The organism is Specibacter sp. AOP5-B1-6, from assembly GCF_052376555.1.
GTDB lineage: Bacteria > Actinomycetota > Actinomycetes > Actinomycetales > Micrococcaceae > Specibacter.
The window spans coordinates 17,103-34,317 of record NZ_JBQSVT010000027.1; the positions used below are offsets into that span (position 1 = coordinate 17,103).

Annotated in this window: 17 protein-coding genes; 3 read left to right on the top strand and 14 right to left on the bottom strand. The window is 64.0% G+C overall.

Annotation, left to right across the window (positions count from 1 at the left end):
• Positions 1-27 precede the first annotated feature (27 nt).
• Together ACT3TS_RS13620 and ACT3TS_RS13625 are read right to left on the bottom strand one after the other, a co-directional pair.
• The gene (locus tag ACT3TS_RS13620; RefSeq protein WP_444532050.1) at positions 28-975 is read right to left on the bottom strand and encodes a MerR family transcriptional regulator; all 948 of its coding nucleotides are present in this window, start codon (positions 973-975) and stop codon (positions 28-30) included.
• Positions 976-1,209: 234 nt separating this feature from the next.
• Complete coding sequence (locus ACT3TS_RS13625; RefSeq protein ID WP_444532051.1) at positions 1,210-2,244, bottom strand: NADP-dependent oxidoreductase; 1,035 nt, start codon at positions 2,242-2,244, stop codon at positions 1,210-1,212.
• A gap of 187 nt (positions 2,245-2,431) precedes the next feature.
• Here ACT3TS_RS13625 and ACT3TS_RS13630 point away from each other — a divergent pair, with 187 nt between their 5' ends.
• Positions 2,432-3,010 (top strand): TetR/AcrR family transcriptional regulator, encoded by a 579-nt coding sequence (locus ACT3TS_RS13630; RefSeq protein ID WP_444532052.1) that lies wholly within the window; start codon positions 2,432-2,434, stop codon positions 3,008-3,010.
• 111 nt (positions 3,011-3,121) lie between these two features.
• Here ACT3TS_RS13630 and ACT3TS_RS13635 read toward each other — a convergent pair whose 3' ends face one another.
• Positions 3,122-4,069, bottom strand: a complete 948-nt coding sequence (locus tag ACT3TS_RS13635; RefSeq protein WP_444532053.1) for a hypothetical protein — start codon at positions 4,067-4,069, stop codon at positions 3,122-3,124.
• A 205-nt stretch (positions 4,070-4,274) separates the two neighbouring features.
• Here ACT3TS_RS13635 and ACT3TS_RS13640 point away from each other — a divergent pair, with 205 nt between their 5' ends.
• Positions 4,275-5,951: a serine hydrolase gene (locus ACT3TS_RS13640; RefSeq protein ID WP_444532054.1), complete on the top strand. Its 1,677-nt coding sequence runs from the start codon at positions 4,275-4,277 to the stop codon at positions 5,949-5,951.
• Between the two features lie 130 nt (positions 5,952-6,081).
• Here the strand turns inward: ACT3TS_RS13640 and ACT3TS_RS13645 are convergent, their stop codons facing one another.
• A complete protein-coding gene (locus ACT3TS_RS13645; RefSeq protein WP_444532055.1) occupies positions 6,082-6,456 on the bottom strand; it encodes a PASTA domain-containing protein in 375 nt (124 codons plus the stop codon).
• Between the two features lie 257 nt (positions 6,457-6,713).
• Here ACT3TS_RS13645 and ACT3TS_RS13650 point away from each other — a divergent pair, with 257 nt between their 5' ends.
• Complete coding sequence (locus ACT3TS_RS13650) at positions 6,714-8,591, top strand: APC family permease (protein ID WP_444532056.1); 1,878 nt, start codon at positions 6,714-6,716, stop codon at positions 8,589-8,591.
• A 14-nt stretch (positions 8,592-8,605) separates the two neighbouring features.
• Here ACT3TS_RS13650 and ACT3TS_RS13655 read toward each other — a convergent pair whose 3' ends face one another.
• The 10 genes from ACT3TS_RS13655 to ACT3TS_RS13700 all read right to left on the bottom strand — a co-directional run bounded on the left by ACT3TS_RS13655 (position 8,606) and on the right by ACT3TS_RS13700 (position 17,116).
• On the bottom strand, positions 8,606-9,670 hold the full coding sequence (locus tag ACT3TS_RS13655) for a HoxN/HupN/NixA family nickel/cobalt transporter (protein ID WP_444532057.1): 1,065 nt from the start codon (positions 9,668-9,670) through the stop codon (positions 8,606-8,608).
• Positions 9,670-10,476, bottom strand: a complete 807-nt coding sequence (locus ACT3TS_RS13660) for an urease accessory protein UreD (RefSeq protein WP_444532082.1) — start codon at positions 10,474-10,476, stop codon at positions 9,670-9,672. The genes ACT3TS_RS13655 and ACT3TS_RS13660 overlap by 1 nt, the downstream gene beginning before the upstream one ends.
• Before the next feature lie 152 nt (positions 10,477-10,628).
• Positions 10,629-11,246 carry an urease accessory protein UreG gene (ureG, locus tag ACT3TS_RS13665; protein WP_444532058.1) on the bottom strand — a complete coding sequence of 206 codons (618 nt, stop codon included), beginning with the start codon at positions 11,244-11,246 and terminating at the stop codon, positions 10,629-10,631.
• 27 nt (positions 11,247-11,273) lie between these two features.
• Entirely contained in the window at positions 11,274-11,960 is a 687-nt protein-coding gene (locus ACT3TS_RS13670; protein ID WP_444532059.1) for an urease accessory protein UreF, read from the bottom strand.
• A 1-nt stretch (position 11,961) separates the two neighbouring features.
• A complete protein-coding gene (gene ureE, locus ACT3TS_RS13675) occupies positions 11,962-12,456 on the bottom strand; it encodes an urease accessory protein UreE (protein WP_444532060.1) in 495 nt (164 codons plus the stop codon).
• An 11-nt stretch (positions 12,457-12,467) separates the two neighbouring features.
• Positions 12,468-14,180 carry an urease subunit alpha gene (gene ureC / locus ACT3TS_RS13680; protein WP_444532061.1) on the bottom strand — a complete coding sequence of 571 codons (1,713 nt, stop codon included), beginning with the start codon at positions 14,178-14,180 and terminating at the stop codon, positions 12,468-12,470.
• Positions 14,177-14,569 (bottom strand): urease subunit beta, encoded by a 393-nt coding sequence (locus ACT3TS_RS13685; protein WP_444532062.1) that lies wholly within the window; start codon positions 14,567-14,569, stop codon positions 14,177-14,179. Before ACT3TS_RS13685 ends, ureC begins: the two co-directional genes overlap by 4 nt.
• A gap of 30 nt (positions 14,570-14,599) precedes the next feature.
• The gene (locus ACT3TS_RS13690; protein ID WP_444532063.1) at positions 14,600-14,902 is read right to left on the bottom strand and encodes an urease subunit gamma; all 303 of its coding nucleotides are present in this window, start codon (positions 14,900-14,902) and stop codon (positions 14,600-14,602) included.
• A 448-nt stretch (positions 14,903-15,350) separates the two neighbouring features.
• Positions 15,351-16,355, bottom strand: coding sequence for a Fe2+-enterobactin ABC transporter substrate-binding protein (fepB, locus tag ACT3TS_RS13695; protein ID WP_444532064.1), 1,005 nt, complete (start codon positions 16,353-16,355; stop codon positions 15,351-15,353).
• 125 nt (positions 16,356-16,480) lie between these two features.
• Positions 16,481-17,116, bottom strand: a complete 636-nt coding sequence (locus ACT3TS_RS13700; protein WP_444532065.1) for a 4'-phosphopantetheinyl transferase family protein — start codon at positions 17,114-17,116, stop codon at positions 16,481-16,483.
• Positions 17,117-17,215 lie beyond the last annotated feature (99 nt).

Genomic DNA, 17,215 nt, shown 5'->3' on the forward strand with positions numbered 1-17,215 from the left:
ACGGCCGGCCCGGCATCATGGCGTCGTTCAGCCGGCAGGCTGTGCCTCCAACCAGGCAAGGACCTGCTGCGCGTGCGTGTTGGGCGGGAAGATCGGGTAGAAGACGTGCTCGATGATGCCGTCGCTGACGACAAGGGTCAGACGTGAGTAGAGGCGCGGATGGTCCGGCGCCGCGAAAGTGGGCAGGTCCAGGGCTTCGGCGAGTTGGAATCCGATGTCGGAAAGCATGGTGAAGGGCAGGCGGAGACGGTTGGCGACCTCGCGCTGATAGACGGGCTCCTGACTGGAGAAGCCATGGACCCGTTCGACGCCGGCCGCCTGCAGTTGGGCGAAGTGGTCACGGAAATCGCAAGCCTCGGTACTGCAGCCGCGGGCGCCCGGAATGGCGTCCCAACCCTGGGGCAGGTCTGTGCCGGGCACGCCCGTCAGCGGGTAGAGGTAGATGATGGACCGGCCGGCACCGAGCCTGGCCAAGTCGACTTGCCCGCCATCGCTGGATTCGAGGACCAGCGCAGGCATGGCCAGCCCCGGGAGGTGGGCTGCGGCGCCGTCGTCCTCGGGAACGGGCAGGTCCTCGGGCAGGGTCGTGGAATAGTCAATCACTGTGGGCTCCTTGGCAAATGTTCGGTTCGCGCCCTGCTCCAGCCTTTCGGCCAGCAGCAGGCGCCGGAAGGTGAGGGATGCGATGAGGCGGTCCAGCTCGGCGATGCTGTCCCGGTAGGCCGTCAGGGACGCGGGGCACTCGTCGCTGTGGCGGTGCCCCGTTGCCAGACACTCAACGAATGGCGCGGCCCTGGCGGGCGCAATGCCTTGTTCCGCAAGTGTGCGGATCTCCTGCACGACGCGCAGTTCGTGGTCCGAGTAGTCGCGGTAGCCATTGGACAGTCTCTGCGGCGCAACCAGACCGAGTCCCTCGTAGTACCGGACAGCCTTGATGGACGTCCCCGCCAACCTGGCCAATTCACCGATTTGCACTCTTGCCTCCTTCCAACAGCTTAAACGTTGACCTCGGGGGCAGGGTCAAGCCAAGGGCTGGTTGGAGGGGACGCGACTTCGCGCCAGCGCCATTGGTGTGCCGCCGTCGCATTCTTCCGGCAGGACATTGTGCGTGCAGCATGGGCTGGAAGCATCGCAGGTCCGGTCCCGGGGCATCCCCGAGGCCGGACCTGCCAGCTGCGCTCCGCGCAGTAACGCCGCTGCAGGCGAAATTTAGGCGATCAGATCTGCCATCACGGCCGTGCGAACCACCATTTTGCCCGTGTTCGCACCCTGCATCATGCCCAGGAATGCGTCAACGGCGTTGTCGATGCCGTCAACCACTGTTTCGTCAAAGGCGATCTCCCCCGCTGTGAACCATTTGGTCATGCGCTCGTTGAACTCCGGGGCGAGATCCAGGTAGCTGCCCAGGGTGAAGCCCTTGAGGGAGAGCCCGCGGGTGATCATGTTGACCATATTGTCCGGACCAGCCTTGCGTCCGGTGGTGTTGTAGCCGGCAATGGCACCGCACAGGGCAGCCCGGCCGCCCGGCTTGAGCACGTCGAGGGCGGCTTCAAGGTGGTCGCCGCCGACATTGTCGAAGAACACGTCGATGCCGTCAGGAGCGGCCGCGGCGAGCATCTCGCGCACCGAACCTGATTTGTAGTTGAAGGCGGCGTCGTAGCCGTACTTCTCCGTCAGCAGGGCAACCTTCTCGTCACTTCCCGCCGAGCCAATGACCCGGCCGGCACCCAGCAGTCGGGCAATCTGGCCGGCGGCGGTGCCGACGGCACCGGCAGCCCCGGAGATGAAGACCGTATCGCCGGCCTTCATGCCCGCAATCGCCGTCAGGCCGACATAGCCGGTGAGTCCGGTCATGCCGAGGATGCCCAGGTACAGCGACAGCGGCACCCCGGGCAGTTCCGGCATGACCTTGAACCCGGCGGCATCCTCCTGGACAACATCACGCCAGCCGAACTGATGGAGCACCACGGCACCCACGGGGATGCTGTCGCTGGCGGACTCGACGACGCGTCCGATGGCCCCACCACCCATGGTCTCTCCCAGGGCGAAGGGTGCCGCGTAGCTTTTGGCGTCGCTCATGCGGCCGCGCATGTAGGGGTCAACGGAGATGAACTCGTTGACGACCCGCACCTGGCCGGAACTGAGCGGGCCGAGCTCCACCTTCACAGTGGAAAAGTCACCGGCAGTGGGCCAGCCGATCGGGCGGGCGGCGAGCTGGATTTGGGTACTGACTGACGTGGGCACAGTGTGATCCTTTTTTTGGCTGGAGCTGGTCGGTTGACCTGGCGTCCCGGTTTCGATGCGGCCCCTTGAACGCCGCCCCGGGATGTCCCGGAGGGTGTCCACGCTGTCGATTCCGGCGCCATGAACTATTATGTATCGTGTGGTCCACTATATAGTGGACTGATCGGTGCACAAAATTAGGGGCGCAATGGGACGCACGCAGGCGTTTGACACGGACGAGGCTGTCCGCTTGGCACGGGCGGTGTTTTGGGAGCGCGGCTATGAAGAGTCGTCGCTGCCCGAGCTTGAGCGCGCCACAGGACTGAGCCGGTCCAGCATTTACCATGCCTTCGGCAACAAGCGGGGACTCTTTGACGCAGCCCTCGCCAGCTACCTCGCCGAGATCATCCGTCCCCGACTGCAGCCCCTCAACGCATCCAAAGTGGATCCGCAAGCGATCACCGACTACTTCACGGGCCTGCGCGCGGCGCTCGCCCAGCCCAATTCCTTGCAGTCCCACAATGGCTGCCTCCTGCTGAATTCTGCCGGGGCGCCAATATCCAACGAGCAGGCCGTTGGCCGGGCCATTGCCGGTTACCGCGATGAACTCGCGAGTTCGCTCAGCCGGGGAGTCTCCGCCCACCGCCCAGGCATCGACGACGCAGCGCAAGACCAGTTGGCGACTGTCCTGAGTTCACTGGTGGTCGCTGCCATGACCCTTTCCCGCATCGACAACGCGCAGGCGCTCGCCACTCTCGACACCGCGCTCCAGTTGCTGAAGGGCTGAACTCCGACCCTCCGGCGCACGGGGCTCCCCCAGCGGCACCTTGCCGGCGGCGGGGACGTACCCGGCGCTCTCGAGCGATCCCGACACGGCGGCCATCGAGGGCGCCACAGCTCAGCGCGCGGTGGGCTTCCCGTCCGCGGCCCACGCCACGCCCAAGGCGAACAATGTCGACACCCCGTACTGCTCCATCGCCGCCGCAATGCGACGCCGACCCGTTCGCGGGTTGATCCCGAGCCTGCGGGATGCCGCGTCGAGAGTGACGCCCTGCTTCATCAGCGCAAGAAGCGGCGCCCACGGCTGCTCCACACCACCGATCGGCTCGCCGCGACGCCAGAGCTCACGGAACAGGCTTCGGCCCAGTTCGGCGAGGGCCGCGTTACGGACACCGACCACGCTGGACGGCCACCCCTCGCCCCATTCGATCGGCAAGGCGAGCACCTCGCCGTCGATCCAGAACCAACTCGGAAGGTCGTCGAGAAGGCGGAATTCCACCCCGACAGCCGCGTAGCGCTCGGCGATCGCCACGAGCCGGGCGTCCCCTGCCATCGAACGCGGGAGCAGGGCTCGCACCGATCGCTTGCCGGCGAACATCTCCGCGAAACGGCTGGCGCGCGCGGGATCGGTCTGCAAGTAGCGGTCGAGGTCGGGAAGCACTGACCAGGCGGTATCGCTGTCCTCCTGCGCGACGTCGTACCAGAGGTCCTCGGCCGCCTGCGGCCCATGTCGCACGAAAACGGGAACGAGATCACCGGATGCCTCGCCCACGGCCCAGTGACGCAACAGGGCCGGCAGCTCTGCCACGAGCGCCTCGATTCGCGAGGCGGCCTCGTCAGCCGTCTGCCGCATCGCACGCACTTCGCGTTTGACGACGTCGGCCGTCCACATCGCCGGTGTCGCATACGCGATCGTGCCATCGTGAACCGAGATCGCACCTGCCCGTGCGAGACGCGCAACGGCGTCGGCGGTCTCGCCCGCATCCGCGTGCGCGGTGGTGGCGAGCTCCGCCACCGTCCCTGGGCGGCTGCTGTAGATCAGTTCGAGCAGTTTGTTGTCTTCCATGTCCACCTCCTGAGCGCGGGTAAACACCATTATGGCGCATATGGCCGGATCCGGACGCCCTCTAGAGGCCATGTCCGGAAGCGGTGGTTGTTTTGTCCTCTTCTGTCCATGCACAATTGTCTCCATGGGGACCGGAATCCATGGCTTCGCATGCGCGCCTGGGATGCCATGGGTCCCTGACAGATAGTCAATGGGAGGCAGCGCCATGAACAGCAGGAGCAGTACGAACAAAGACACAGTACACGTTGTCGCCGTCTCAACGGTGGCAGCACTCACGCTGGCAATGACGGCGTGCACCGCAGGTACGGCCGGGGAACCGCCGTCCTCGAGCGGGCCCGCCGTCACAGTCGGCAAAGCACCCAACCAGGACGTCATCGATCTCTACACGGATCGTGACACGGCAGTGGCCGCGGCCGTCGATGCGCTCCCCCAGTACATCGAGAAGGCGCTCAAGCAGACAGGAGTGCCCGGCGCGGGAGTCGCGGTCGTCTCGAACGGCAAGGTCGTATTCGAAGAGGGATACGGTGTGCGGAACGTGAAGACGAAGGAACCCGTAGACGTCAACACCGTGTTTCAGATCGCGTCTTTGTCCAAGCCCCTCTCGTCAAGCATTGTGGCCAAAGCGATCACCGAGGACGCCGATCTGTCGTGGGAGGATCCGGTCGTCAAATACCTCCCCGACTTCGCGCTGCAGGATCCGTACGTGACCGAGCATGGAAAGATCGCCGACTTCTTCTCGCACCGCACCGGCGTTCCGACCGGTGCCGGAGATAAACTCGAGGACGTCGGCTTCGAAGTCGACTACATCATGTCCCACATGAACCAGATTCCGCTGGCGTCGTTCCGCGACACCTACCAGTACTCCAACTTCGGACTGACGGTGGGCGGCGAGGCGGTCGCGGCGTCGCGCGGGCAGACGTGGGCGCAGACCGCGCACGAACTGCTGTTCGAGCCGCTCGGCATGACTTCTACGACCACCGTCCACGACGAATACCTCGCCTCAGATGATCGTGCGTCGATGCACGCCCGTACCGGAGAAGGAAAGTACGAGCAGCTGTTCGACCGCGACGCTGATGCCGAGGCTCCTGCCGGCGGTGTCGCCACCACTGCCGGCGACATTGCGAAGTGGATGAATATGGTGCTGGCCAACGGAGAGGTCGACGGCGCTGAATTCATCGACCCGCTCGTGCTCGCAAAGACCTATTCCGCCCACTCGATCACCGGTGGCGATGCCAAGAACCTGACATCGCGCACCTCGCACTATGGCTTCGGTACGAACGTCGGTGCCACCGTGACCGGCCGCGTCAACATCAGCCACTCCGGCGCATTCGGGTGGGGCACCGCCACCAACGCCACGATGATCCCCGATCTGAACCTCGGTATCGTCGTGCTCACGAACGGCGCGCCGTCGGGGGTTCCGGAGGCGATCGTTTCGGAGTTCGTCGACCTCGTACAGTTCGGCGCGGAGACGCGCCCCTGGTTGGACATGATGTCCACCTTCTTTGCGGATTTCTCCGACCCGGCGGGCGACCTCGCCGGCCAGGAGCCGCCCGCAGATGCCGCGGCAGCGGGTCCGGCCGGCGACTACGTCGGCACGTATACGAGCCCCTACTTCGGCAACTTCGTCGTGACTGAGGAGAACGGCACCCTCACCGGCGCGCTCGGCCCCGAGGGCGGCTACACGTTCAAGATCGATCCGTGGAACGGCGACACGCTGTCCTTCGTGCCGACCGGTGAGAATGCGCTCCCCGGTTCACTCTCCTCGGCGGTCTTCGTCCGCAAGGACGGGCAGATCACCGGGGTCACCCTGACGTACTTCGACACGTTCCCGGAAAAGAAGAAGGAGCCGAACGGGCTCGGCGTGTTCACCCGGGCCGGCTGACCCTCGATCCAGTGTTGACTGTGTCGGATGCGCAACGGGTTAAGCAGGGATTGAAAAACCACCAGCCCTTCCGCGACAGTTTTCACTGTTCAACTCGCGGAGGGCCGGCAGTTGTTCGGCGACTGGAAGCCTACTCGGCAGCCTTTACCTGCTTGGCGTAATCTTCCTGGGTCAAGTCGAGTGCCACATTTACGTAGGACACATCGGTCACCGTGCCGGCGGCAGGATCCGTGGAGCCAACCTTCGCATCAGCCCAGGGGCTTCCCTCAACCCACGTTGCACCGGTCTTGTCGACCAGCTGGGCGAAGAAGTCGTCCTTGACCAGCGCTTCGTACGCTTCCTTGTACGTCATGCCGACAACATCGGGAACTGCACGCTGCTCCTGGGCGGCTGCCGCCGAGGTGCTGGGTGATTCGCTCGGAGCTGCCACAGGTGCACCGGTGCCGCACGAGGCGAGACCGGCAACCAGGATCGCAGCGACGGACAACTGGATAAATTTCTTCATGGGCCCAACCTCGTCGTCATATTGCGGGGCAGATTCAATGCTCCACCATGGATTATTCCAACCATCAAGCCTAATGCCATGATTTGGGCAACAGCGTACGGCAGTCGGGTTTTATGCGGCACATCACACATGCCTCATGAACGCCCGGTGCACATTGCACAATCTTAAATAGTTCGCCCAGGCCACTGTCCCGGGCAGACCTCGCGGGTTTAAGCTGGAAACCATCGAAGGATGTCAAACACAAGGAAGTGTTGACCATGAGTATCGCGCATAAAGAAGAGCGCGGGTCATTCGAATCTGCGGACAGCGGCCTCAAGCGAAATTTGTCACTGACGCAATTATTGTTATTGGGAGTGAGCGCCCAAATCGGTTCCGGCTGGCTGTTCGGCGTTCTCGCAGCCGCCGGGGTCGCCGGGCCTGCGGCGATCCTTTCCTGGATCATCGCCTCGGTCCTGGTCTTCCTCATCGCACTGACGTATTTGGAACTGGGCGCCATGCTGCCCCGTTCCGGCGCCATTGTCAGGTACACGTTCCTGAGCCACGGCGCGTTCTCCGGGTGGATCATCGGCTGGGCGTACTGGCTTTCCGTGGTGTCCATCCCACCCATTGAGGCCGAGGCGACGCTGACCTACCTGGGCGGGCGGTTCCCGGAAACGGGATTCCTGACCACCGTGGACGGCGTGCAGCTGTTGAGCTGGCCCAACGGGATCGTGAGCGGTTTCATCTTGATGGCGTTGTTCTTTGTCTTGAACTTCTTCGGCGCCCGGTTCCTGGCCGAATCAAACCGCTGGGTCACGCTGTGGAAGATCGCCCTGCCGACAGCGACGTTCATTTTTCTGTTCTTCATCCTCAATGGCAGCAATTTCACCTCCTACGGCGGCTTTGCTCCCCTGGGGGTGCCGCCAATCTTCCATGCCATCGCCACCACCGGCATCATCTTCTCGCTGCTGGGCTTCCGGCAGGCCCTGGATTATGGCGGCGAGGTTCGTAATCCGCAGCGCAATGTGCCCTTGGCGACCCTAGGTTCCATCGCCATTCCCGCCGTCATCTACACCCTGCTGCAGGTTGCCTTCATCGGCGCCATCAACTGGCAGGACATGGGGCTGCAGGGTGGACAGTGGGACAAGCTGGTGTCCGGCGGATGGGCCGACGGGCCGCTGTTCCACGCCCTCGATTCAGCCAATATCGCTGCACTGGCGGCCCTGGGCACGTTCCTGCTGGTCGATGCAGCCATCTCCCCGCTGGCCACCGGATGGGTGTATCTGGGCACGGGAGCCCGCACCGGCTACGGCCTGGGCGTGCACCGCAACGTGCCAAGGAAATTCACTGTCAGCAACCGCTTTGGCATCCCGTGGCTGGCATTGGCCGTCTCGGCCGTGGTTGGCTGCGTCTTCTTTGTCCCGGCCCCGAGCTGGTACCAGCTGGTGGGTTTCATCAGTTCCGCTGCCGTGCTGACCTACATCATGGGCGGGGTGGGCCTGCCCGTGCTCCGCAAGACGGCGGCCGGCCTCGACCGGCCGTTCCGGCTGCGCGCGTTCCGCTTCTGGTCCCCGGTCTCCTTCCTGGCCGCCGTGCTGATCCTGTACTGGAGCGGCTTTTCCACGCTGACAAATGTCTTCACCGCCACGTTCATTGGGCTGCCGTTCTTCACGGCCTACTTCGCGTGGAAGAGCGGTTGGATCCGGCCGCTGCCCAGTGGGCTGATCAGCGTCGTCTTCTTTGTCGTGTGGATTTGGACGGCGGCCGCCAGCGGCTGGGTCTTGACTGGAACCTCGGGCGCAAGCCCGAATGCATGGCCCTTTGCCGTCTATTATGTTGTGTTTTGCCTGCTGGTGCTGGCGTTCTGTGCCGCCGTGTGGCTGTTCAGCAATGCCGAAGGCCGAAAGCATGTCAATGCCACGTGGTGGCTGATCTGGCTGCTGCTGGCGTCACTGCTGGTGGGTTACCTTGGTGTTTACGGCCCGCTGGACAAGCCGGTGTTCATGTTCCCTTGGGGCATGGGAGTGGAGCTTCTGGTTGGTGTCGTGACGTACATTTGGGCTGTGCACTCCGGCTTTGAGACCGCTGAGGTGCGGGACATTGTGGCCAGCGCAGCCGAGTCCGGTGCCGATCCCGAACCGGCCGGCGCTGCTTAGCCGGCAGCTGGCACTTAATCCGCCGGTGCGACCTCTGGCCGAGGCGCTGCCTTGTCCCGTCGCCACCCCAATGCTGCGATCCCCCATACGGCCAGGAACAATCCGACCAGCAGCAGGCCGGCATGGCCGAGGTCCAAAGTCGCCAGCCACGTCGTGACGGGATCACTCAGGCCCAGAACGTCATGGAGGATAGCGGCGATGGTCAGCAGCGAGATAAAGAGTGCCGATGTTGCCGACAACCCGGTGATGACCATGTTGAATCCAATCCGGCGGGCGGGGTTCATGACGGCGGAGCGGTACATCTTCATCATGGCCATGCCGTTGGCCGTATCGCACAGCGTCATGGCGGCCGTGAATGCCAGCGGCAGAGCCAGCAGTGCGGCAACCGAAATGCCGGCCAGCGCGGCCGAGGCTGTCAGCAGCAGGAAAGCGATGGTGGAAGCCGTGTCAAAGCCGAGCCCAAACAAGAATCCCAGCACGTAAATATCGCGCGGCCGCTTCACCTTCGACAGCGGCTTGTCCATGAGCCTGGCAACCATGCCGGTCGGTGCCAGCTCATCCTCCTGCACCGTGCCGCCGCCGCGCACACGCCGGAACAGCACGTTTGCCCTCAGGAACGCGGAACCGTTGAACAAGCCGATCGCCAGCAGGAACAGCGCCGACACGCTCGCGCCGAAGATGGCCAGGCCCATGTTGGCGGCGGAACCGTCTTGCAGCACCGCGCCCATGATGCCGGCTCCGCTGACCACCAGGATCCCTGCCAGCATCACCACGGAGCTGTGTCCCATGCTGAAGGCAAAACCCACGCTCACAGGTGCCCTGCCCTGGGCGGCGAATTTACGGCTGGAGTTGTCGATCGCGGCAATGTGGTCCCAGTCGTAGCTGTGCTTCACCCCGGCAAGATAGGCGGTGACCACCAGGCCGATGGCCAGCGGATGCACATCCCGCAACAGCGAAAACACCATCAGCCCCAGGACGGCAATGTGCAGCAGGGCCACGGCCACGAATGTGGCTCCCATCCTTCTGGCGACCGGAAGCTTCTCACGTTCCAGATATCCAAGGCGGGCAAGGGCAGTCATTAGTATTTCCTTAAGTTCAGTGGTTCCTGGCCGTACCACCGTTTGCGGAGCAAATCCACGGCGGCGGCCAGCAATTCATTCAATCGTTCTGTGGAGTGGGACAGTGCCCGCACGGCCAGGCCCGGGCCGTCCAACAGCGTAATTCCCAGCGGCCCGCCGTCGTTCTTGGGTGCCAGCAGGGCATGCAGTTCATCCACGAGTGCTGCATCAACCCGGGCGTCCACCACCAGCAGCGAGCCCAGGTGCGTGTATTCGGCCATGAAGCAGCTGCTGTCCACGGGCGATCCCGTCCCGGGCCGGATCAGCAAATTGTCCAAAACCGTCAGCCGCCCGGCAATGGAGATTTCATTGCGCAGGCGGATCTCGTCGTACCGGAACAGCTCACCGTCGGGCGACCAGCCGGGTGTCACCACCTCAGCCATGACGAGCGACGCCGTCGGGTCCATGTTCACGGTGGTTACCTGCCCGTAGCTGGCCTCCCGGTACGCGATCAAGGGATCCGGCAGCAGTTCCAGCCGGGCCCCCGCCCCGAGCGACAGGCGCATGTGCTGTTCGGCCCTGTCGTTGGGCGTGCGGTAGATCTTCGTGGCCGACTGCGTCGTCAACAACAGATCGGCACCGTCGGCGACAGACACCTCAATCAGGTATTTGTCGCCGCCCAAATAAGCGCCGCCGGGGTTAATCACCACGTAGCAAACCTGCCCCGACTCATCGAGGTAGTGCGGGCGCAAAATCCGCAGCGCCCCGTCATGAAACTGGCTCACGGCGATGGACGACCCCTCCCGCCGGTCAATGACAAGCGACAAAGTTCCCGCCCATTCACCATGGGCACCGAGCCGCCCCACGGTCGCGGGTCCGGTTTTCCCGGAAGCTGCGTCAGGGCGGCCGAGGCCGCCCGCGGCCGATTGGCCGGAAAGCAGCGGAGGGAATGCCGGTCCGCCACCGGCAACGGCTGCGGTCACCGGGCTTCCAGGTCAAGCATGAGCACATCGCGCCTGAGCCAGTTCAAAACATGTTCCAGGCCGTCGTCGGTCTTCAGGTTGGTGAAGCAGTACGGCTTGTGGCCACGAAATTCCAGGGTGTCGGCCTCCATCACGGACAGGTCGGCACCTACATACGGGGCGAGATCGGTTTTGTTGATGATGAACAGGTCCGACTTGATCATGCCCTGCCCGGCCTTGCGCGGAATCTTCTCCCCCTGCGCCACATCGATGATGTAGATGGAAAAATCAACCAGTTCGGGGCTGAAGGTGGCCGACAGGTTGTCGCCGCCGGACTCGATGAAGATCACTTGCAGGTCCGGGTGGCGGGCTTCCAACTCCTCGACTGCGGCCGAGTTCATCGAGGTGTCCTCGCGGATCGCGGTGTGCGGGCAACCACCGGTCTCGATGCCGATGATCCTGTCCAGCGGCAGCACGCCGTTCGCGGCCAGGATCTTGGCATCCTCGATGGTGTAAATGTCGTTGGTGATGGCCGCGCTGGACACTTCCCCGTCCAGGGCGCGTGTGAGTCGCTCCACGAGCTGGGTCTTGCCGGCGCCAACCGGTCCGCCAACACCAATCTTGATCGGTTTCATTTCGGTTCTCCTTCTAACGTTTGTAGCTCAGGACATGAACATGCGGGCGCGTTGGCGCTCATGCTGCATTTGGGCGATTTCCAGCCCGGGGGCCGTGACGCCAAAATCCTCGCGTCCCATCGTTTTGATCAGTGCGACGCCGTCCCGCACCTCCTGGTGCGCAGCGGCCAGGACGCGTTGGCCGGCACTCTGACCGAGGGGTATGCCGCGGATCGCGTTCTGCGTCAGGGCCGTGACAGTTGAAAACAAGTAGCTTGTCAGCAGTTCCTCCAGCGGCACGCCGAGGTTCTTGCCGGCGATGGCGAAGGCCAGCGCCGGGTGACCGGCGCACTCCCCCTCGCTGACCGCCGCCGCATACGCCGCCAACTCGGCGCAGGGGAAGACGGAGCCGGCGATGTCGAGCATGCGCGCACCCATCTTCTCCCCGGCCTCCCGGATTTCCCGGGGCAGGGCTGCTGCATGCAGTTCCCTGTCCACCCGAAACAGCTCTGCCTGGCCATCCGCTTCACAGGCGAAGCGGATGGCCAGCCCGTCGGAGTGGACCAGCTGGACGCGGATGAACTGGGTCAGCCAGTTCGCGAAGCTTGACTCGTCGTGGATGCGTTCCTGGTGCAGATGGCTTTCCATCCCGAGCGAGTGGCTGAAGGCGCCGGTGGGCAGCGCCGAATCGCTGAGCTGCAGCAGCGGCAACAGGTAACTCGGTGCGGCCGACATGTTAATGCGTGTGTTCTGCGTGGCGGAACGGCACCGGCATGACACGTTCCTGACGCGAATAGGGGACGCCGACGTGTTTGAGGTAGTCCTCCACCGTGTGGTCGTAGGCGAGCACCATGACCTGGGCCTGATATTCGCTGTCGTCGCCAAAGAACTGGGCCTGCATGTGCCGGTTGCCGAGGTTGTGCGCGACGACCCCCATTTCCTTCACGGAGTCCGGGGCGATCACCAGGACGTCGCTGTGCTCAACCGAGATGACGATGGCGTCCTTGGCGTCGATGTACAGGACGTCGCCGTCGCGGAGGTCGGCATTCGTGTCGCCGGTCAGGCGGATGCCCAGCTCGCGGCCATGGTCTGTGGTGACCCGCTGGATGCGCTTGACCAGCAGGGCCGAGGGCAGCACGACGCGTTCCTCGTGGAGTTTTTCAAGGGTGGCAGGATCAAAGTCTTGTGTTGCGGGATCAAACTTGTTGCCAAGAACGGCGTCAATAATCAATGGTTCTCCTTTTAGAACAAGAAGTAGCGCTGCGCCATCGGCAGGACGCTGGAGGCTTCAGCCGTGACGACTTCACCGTCAACGCGCACCTCGTAGGTTTCCGGGTCCACCTGGATGTCGGGTGTTTCGCCGTTGTGCTTCATGTCGGCCTTGGTCAGCTTGCGGATCCCGTGGCAGGCACGCACCTCGTGCGCCAGGCCCAGCTCGGCCGGGACCCCGGCGTCGACGGCGGCCTGCGACATGAACGTGATCGAGGACGAATGCACTGCCTTGCCCAGGGACGCGAAGTTGTGCCGGAAGGTGCGTGGCTGCGGGGTGGGGATGGAGCCGTTGGGGTCGCCCATGATGGACATGACCATTTGGCCGCCCTTGATCACCATCTCCGGCTTCACGCCAAAGAACGCCGGTTCCCAGATCACCAGGTCGGCAAATTTGCCTTCCTCAATGCTGCCCACATAGTCGGAGATGCCGTGGGCAATGGCCGGGTTGATCGTGTATTTCGCAACAAAGCGCTTGAGGCGGGCGTTGTCGCCCAACTCGGGGTCGTCGTCGTACTTCCCGCGCTGGCGCTTCATGGCATCGGCGACCTGCCAGGTGCGCAGGACCACCTCGCCGACGCGGCCCATCGCCTGGGAGTCGGAGGAGGTGATGGAGAAGATGCCCATGTCGTGCAGGACGTCCTCGGCGGCGATGGTTTCCTTGCGGATGCGGGAGTCGGCGAAGGCCACGTCCTCGGGGATGTCCGCGCTGAGGTGGTGGCAGACCATGAGCATGTCGAGGTGCTCGTCGATGGTGTTGACGGTGAACGGCAGGGTGGGGTTGGTCGACGCCGGCAGCACGTTGGGCAGGGCGGCGATCTTGATGATGTCCGGGGCGTGGCCGCCGCCGGCACCCTCGGTGTGGAAGGTGTGGATGACGCGGCCGTCGATGGCCTTGATGGTGTCCTCGACGAAACCGAATTCGTTGAGCGTGTCGGAGTGGATGGCGACCTGGACATCAAATTCGTCGGCGATTTTCAGGGACATGTCGATGGATGAGTGCGTGGCGCCCCAGTCTTCGTGGACCTTCAGCCCGATGACGCCGGCCCGGACCTGCTCGGCGAGCGGCTCCCGGGCGCTCGCGTGGCCCTTGCCGAGGAGGCCGATGTTGATGGGCAGGTTGTCCACGGACTGCAGCATCTTGGAAATGTGCCATTTGCCCGGCGTGACGGTGGTTGCCTTGCTCGCGTCTGACGGGCCGGTGCCGCCGCCAATGAGGGTGGTGACGCCACTGGCCAGTGCAACGGGGATCTGGTCGGGGCTGACGAAATGCACGTGGGTGTCGATGCCGCCGGCGGTCATGATTTTGCCCTCGCCGGCGATGACGTCCGTGGCGACGCCGATGGTGATGTTCACGCCGTCGGAAATGTCGGGGTTGCCGGCCTTGCCGATCTTGAAGATGTGCCCGTCCCGCAGGGCGACGTCCGCCTTGTAGATGCCGGTCCAGTCCAGCACGATGATGTTCCTGATGACGGTGTCCGGGATGTCCTCGTCCCGTGTGCGCTGGCCGTTTTGGCCCATGCCGTCGCGGATGACCTTGCCGCCGCCGTAAACGACTTCCTCGCCGTATTTCGTGTGGTCGTGTTCGATTTCAAGGAACAGCTCGGTGTCCGCGAGGCGGACGGCGTCGCCCGTGGTGGGGCCGTAAAGGTCAGAATACTGCTTGCGGCTCAGTTCAAAGCTCATTTGGCGGCATCCTTTGCTGCTTTTACTGCTTTTGCTTCGCTTGTTGCGCCGTTGGCACCGTTTAACTTGGCGCCGGTTGGGGTGTCCAGCGGGCCGTTGACCTGGTCGCGGAACCCGTGGACCTCGCGGGTGCCGGAAAGTTCGATCAAGTTGACTGTTTTTGCGTCGCCGGGCTCAAAGCGGACTGCGGTGCCGGCAGGAATGTCCAAGCGGCGGCCGTACGCTGCCTGACGGTCAAACTCCATGGCGTCGTTGACTTCAGCGAAGTGGTAGTGCGAGCCGACTTGGACGGGCCGGTCGCCGCGGTTGATGATCTTGAGCGAAATCGGTTCCGAGCCGGCATTGCAAGTCACTGCTTCTTCACGCAAAATGTATTCCCCTGGTTTCATGGGAGTCGCTCCTTTGGCGTTCGGGCTGCTTTAACGGATGGGATTGTGCACTGTGACGAGCTTGGTGCCGTCGGGGAAGGTTGCCTCGACCTGAACGTCCTTGATCATGTCGGCCACCCCCTCCATGACGTCGGAACGGGAGAGAATGGTGCTCCCCCAGCTCATCAAGTCAGCGACGGTGCGGCCGTCGCGGGCTCCCTCAATCAGCTCATACGTCAGAATGGCGACGGCTTCTGGATAGTTGAGTTTCAGGTTCCGTGATTGTCGGCGGCGGGCCAGATCTGCGGCGACAACGATCATGAGTTTTTCCTGCTCACGGGGCGTCAAATGCATGTATTCCTCCTCAAGGACTAACGGATTCAAGTGTCCACCCGTTATCTGCGACCGGCAAGAGACTGTCCGGGAGGTCCGTGGATTAAGGCAACAGTATCAGAGAGAAAAGTTCCCGGCAGACACGGCGGAATCGGCGGGGGTCCGCGGCGGACGGCGCCGTGCGGCGGGGGTGGGCCGGGGAGCATTTCCGGGGCCAACCACCGATTTTGTCCGGGCGCGCCGGGGCCCTTTTTTCGGGGCGTCCGGATGCGTTTGTTGGGCGCACCGGGGCCGACTGTCCGCCGCACACCTGCCGACTGCCCGACGTCGTGCCTGTGTTCTCCCTGTGTGGCAAATGACCACTGGCTGGAGCAGACGCCCCAGAAACAAAACTGCCCCGGGACCCGGCAATCGGGCTCACGGGGCAGAGGGCCAGGCCAAGCGGACCGGCTGTTGCTCGCGCTGAGGGCTAGGCGAAGGTCTTGCCCAGCAGGTCGACGAGTTGGGTTGAGCTGTAGTAGTCGAGACGGAACGAGGTGGGACCCATGGGATAAACGGAACCGGACTTGACCGAGGGCAGATTGGCCAGGACCTTCTCGCCCTCGAACGCCCGGGCCACGGTCTCGTCCGCGCTGAGCAGGAACACTGTCTCACCCGCCGCGGCCTTGGTCAGGTTCTCGAAGGAGACGAACGCGAAGTCCTGGCGCGCCTCTGCACTGGTGTCGAGGCCTTCAGGAATATCCGCGACGGTGAAGCCGAGGGATTCCAGCACCGTGGCGTGCGAGCCGGACGTCTTGGCAACGCCGTTGTCCTGCCCGGCGCCGTTGAAGCTGATGATGTTGGCTTCGCCGGCCGGTACCTTGATCTTGCCGGCCACGTCCTTTACATGGGAGTCGTACTTGCTGACCGCCGCATCGGCTGCATCCTCCTGGCCTGTGGCCTTGCCCAGCTCAAGGGCCAGATCCTGCCATGACTGGCTGCCGTAGTTCACCACGATGGTGGGCGCAATGGCGCTCAGCTCCTTGTAGTGGTCGGCGGCGCTGTCAGCCCCGGAGGTGGAAACGACGATGAGGTCGGGGGCGGACGCCACCACGGCTTCCAGATCAAATTCCAGACTGGGGTACAACACTCCCACGTTGCGTTCGCTTGCCACCTCGGCCCACTGCGAAAAGAAACCCTGGCTGTCGGTGACGTCACTGGGGGTTGTGGCTGCGGAGGTGGTGACAGGCGCGTCGATGGCCAGCAGGGTGCCCGTAACGCTCAGCGATGTGGAGGCAATGTTCCTTGGCTGGGCGGGGATGACCGTTTCACCGGCCTCGTGGGTGATGGTGCGCGGCCAGGAGGCGCCACCGGCCACACTGCCCGCCCCATCGCTGCCCGGGGTGGCGTCGGCCGACCCCGAACAGCCGCTGAGTGCGATGCCGGCAGCGGCGAGGGCTGCTGCAAGGGGAAGGATCTTGCTTCGGAACTTCACAATAATGTCTCCTCAAAAGATAGTGCAAAGTGGTGTGGGCTGGTGAGTCCGGAGGGCTTGAACGCCGCCGTCGGGCGCATTCACCGTTGAAAACTTAGCATAGCCTAATCTAAGTTCCTAATTGCTCATGTTTTTGTTTCGTAATTGTTTATCACGGCTTCGGCCAGGGGCAATTCGTGGCAGCTCAGGGCTGTGCACCCCGCGACGCCAACGGCCGCCGAATGGCCCGGACTGGTGCGCAGGAGCTGCACGGTGAAGCCGGAACCCGGCTGCCCGCGGGTGTCGGCCAAGGCGAACTGCCGACCGGCGCCGGCAAAGCAATGCTCCGCCGGATTGCCCCGCAGACCCACGCCCAGTGCCTTCAACACGGCTTCCTTGCGGACCCAGAACTCGGTCCGGGCCCGCGGCCGCAACCGGGCGGGCAGCAGAGCCACCGCGGCTCTTTCCGCCGGTGAGAGCGCAATGTCATCGAACCCGGCAAAGGCCGTGGCTGCATGCTCCTCGACGTCGACGCCGACGCTGGCTCCCCGCGCCACGGCCGCCACCACCTCCCCGCCCGCGTGGGAAATGTTGGCGCTCAGCCCGGGCGGGCCGCCGGGACCGGCAACCCAGCACAGTTCCGGCTTGCCACCCCGGCCGGCGGGGGCCAGGAGTTCAACGCTGGCGGGGTCGATGCCGAATTCCTCCGCCAGCAGGATCTTCAAGAGAATGCGTCCCGCTGTCGACCGCGCCCGGTCCAGGGGCTGGCGCCTGGTGGCCACAGCGGCTTGTTCCTTGCTGCTGAGCAGTCGTGCGCAGCGGGCGGCCAGGGCCGGTGGGCCACGATGGAGCCAAACCTCGGCGGGAGCCGCGTCCCCCAC

Bases quoted from the DNA above. Each gene is read 5' to 3' on its own strand.
- ACT3TS_RS13655 (WP_444532057.1), bottom strand. From the start codon at position 9,670: ATGACTGCCCTTGCCCGCCTTGGATATCTGGAACGTGAGAAGCTTCCG.
- ureC (WP_444532061.1), bottom strand. From the start codon at position 14,180: ATGAGCTTTGAACTGAGCCGCAAGCAGTATTCTGACCTTTACGGCCCC.
- ACT3TS_RS13640 (WP_444532054.1), top strand. From the start codon at position 4,275: ATGAACAGCAGGAGCAGTACGAACAAAGACACAGTACACGTTGTCGCC.
- ACT3TS_RS13670 (WP_444532059.1), bottom strand. From the start codon at position 11,960: ATGTCGGCCGCACCGAGTTACCTGTTGCCGCTGCTGCAGCTCAGCGAT.
- ACT3TS_RS13685 (WP_444532062.1), bottom strand. From the start codon at position 14,569: ATGAAACCAGGGGAATACATTTTGCGTGAAGAAGCAGTGACTTGCAAT.
- ACT3TS_RS13650 (WP_444532056.1), top strand. From the start codon at position 6,714: ATGAGTATCGCGCATAAAGAAGAGCGCGGGTCATTCGAATCTGCGGAC.
- ACT3TS_RS13635 (WP_444532053.1), bottom strand. From the start codon at position 4,069: ATGGAAGACAACAAACTGCTCGAACTGATCTACAGCAGCCGCCCAGGG.
- ACT3TS_RS13645 (WP_444532055.1), bottom strand. From the start codon at position 6,456: ATGAAGAAATTTATCCAGTTGTCCGTCGCTGCGATCCTGGTTGCCGGT.
- ureG (WP_444532058.1), bottom strand. From the start codon at position 11,246: ATGAAACCGATCAAGATTGGTGTTGGCGGACCGGTTGGCGCCGGCAAG.
- ACT3TS_RS13630 (WP_444532052.1), top strand. From the start codon at position 2,432: ATGGGACGCACGCAGGCGTTTGACACGGACGAGGCTGTCCGCTTGGCA.
- ACT3TS_RS13690 (WP_444532063.1), bottom strand. From the start codon at position 14,902: ATGCATTTGACGCCCCGTGAGCAGGAAAAACTCATGATCGTTGTCGCC.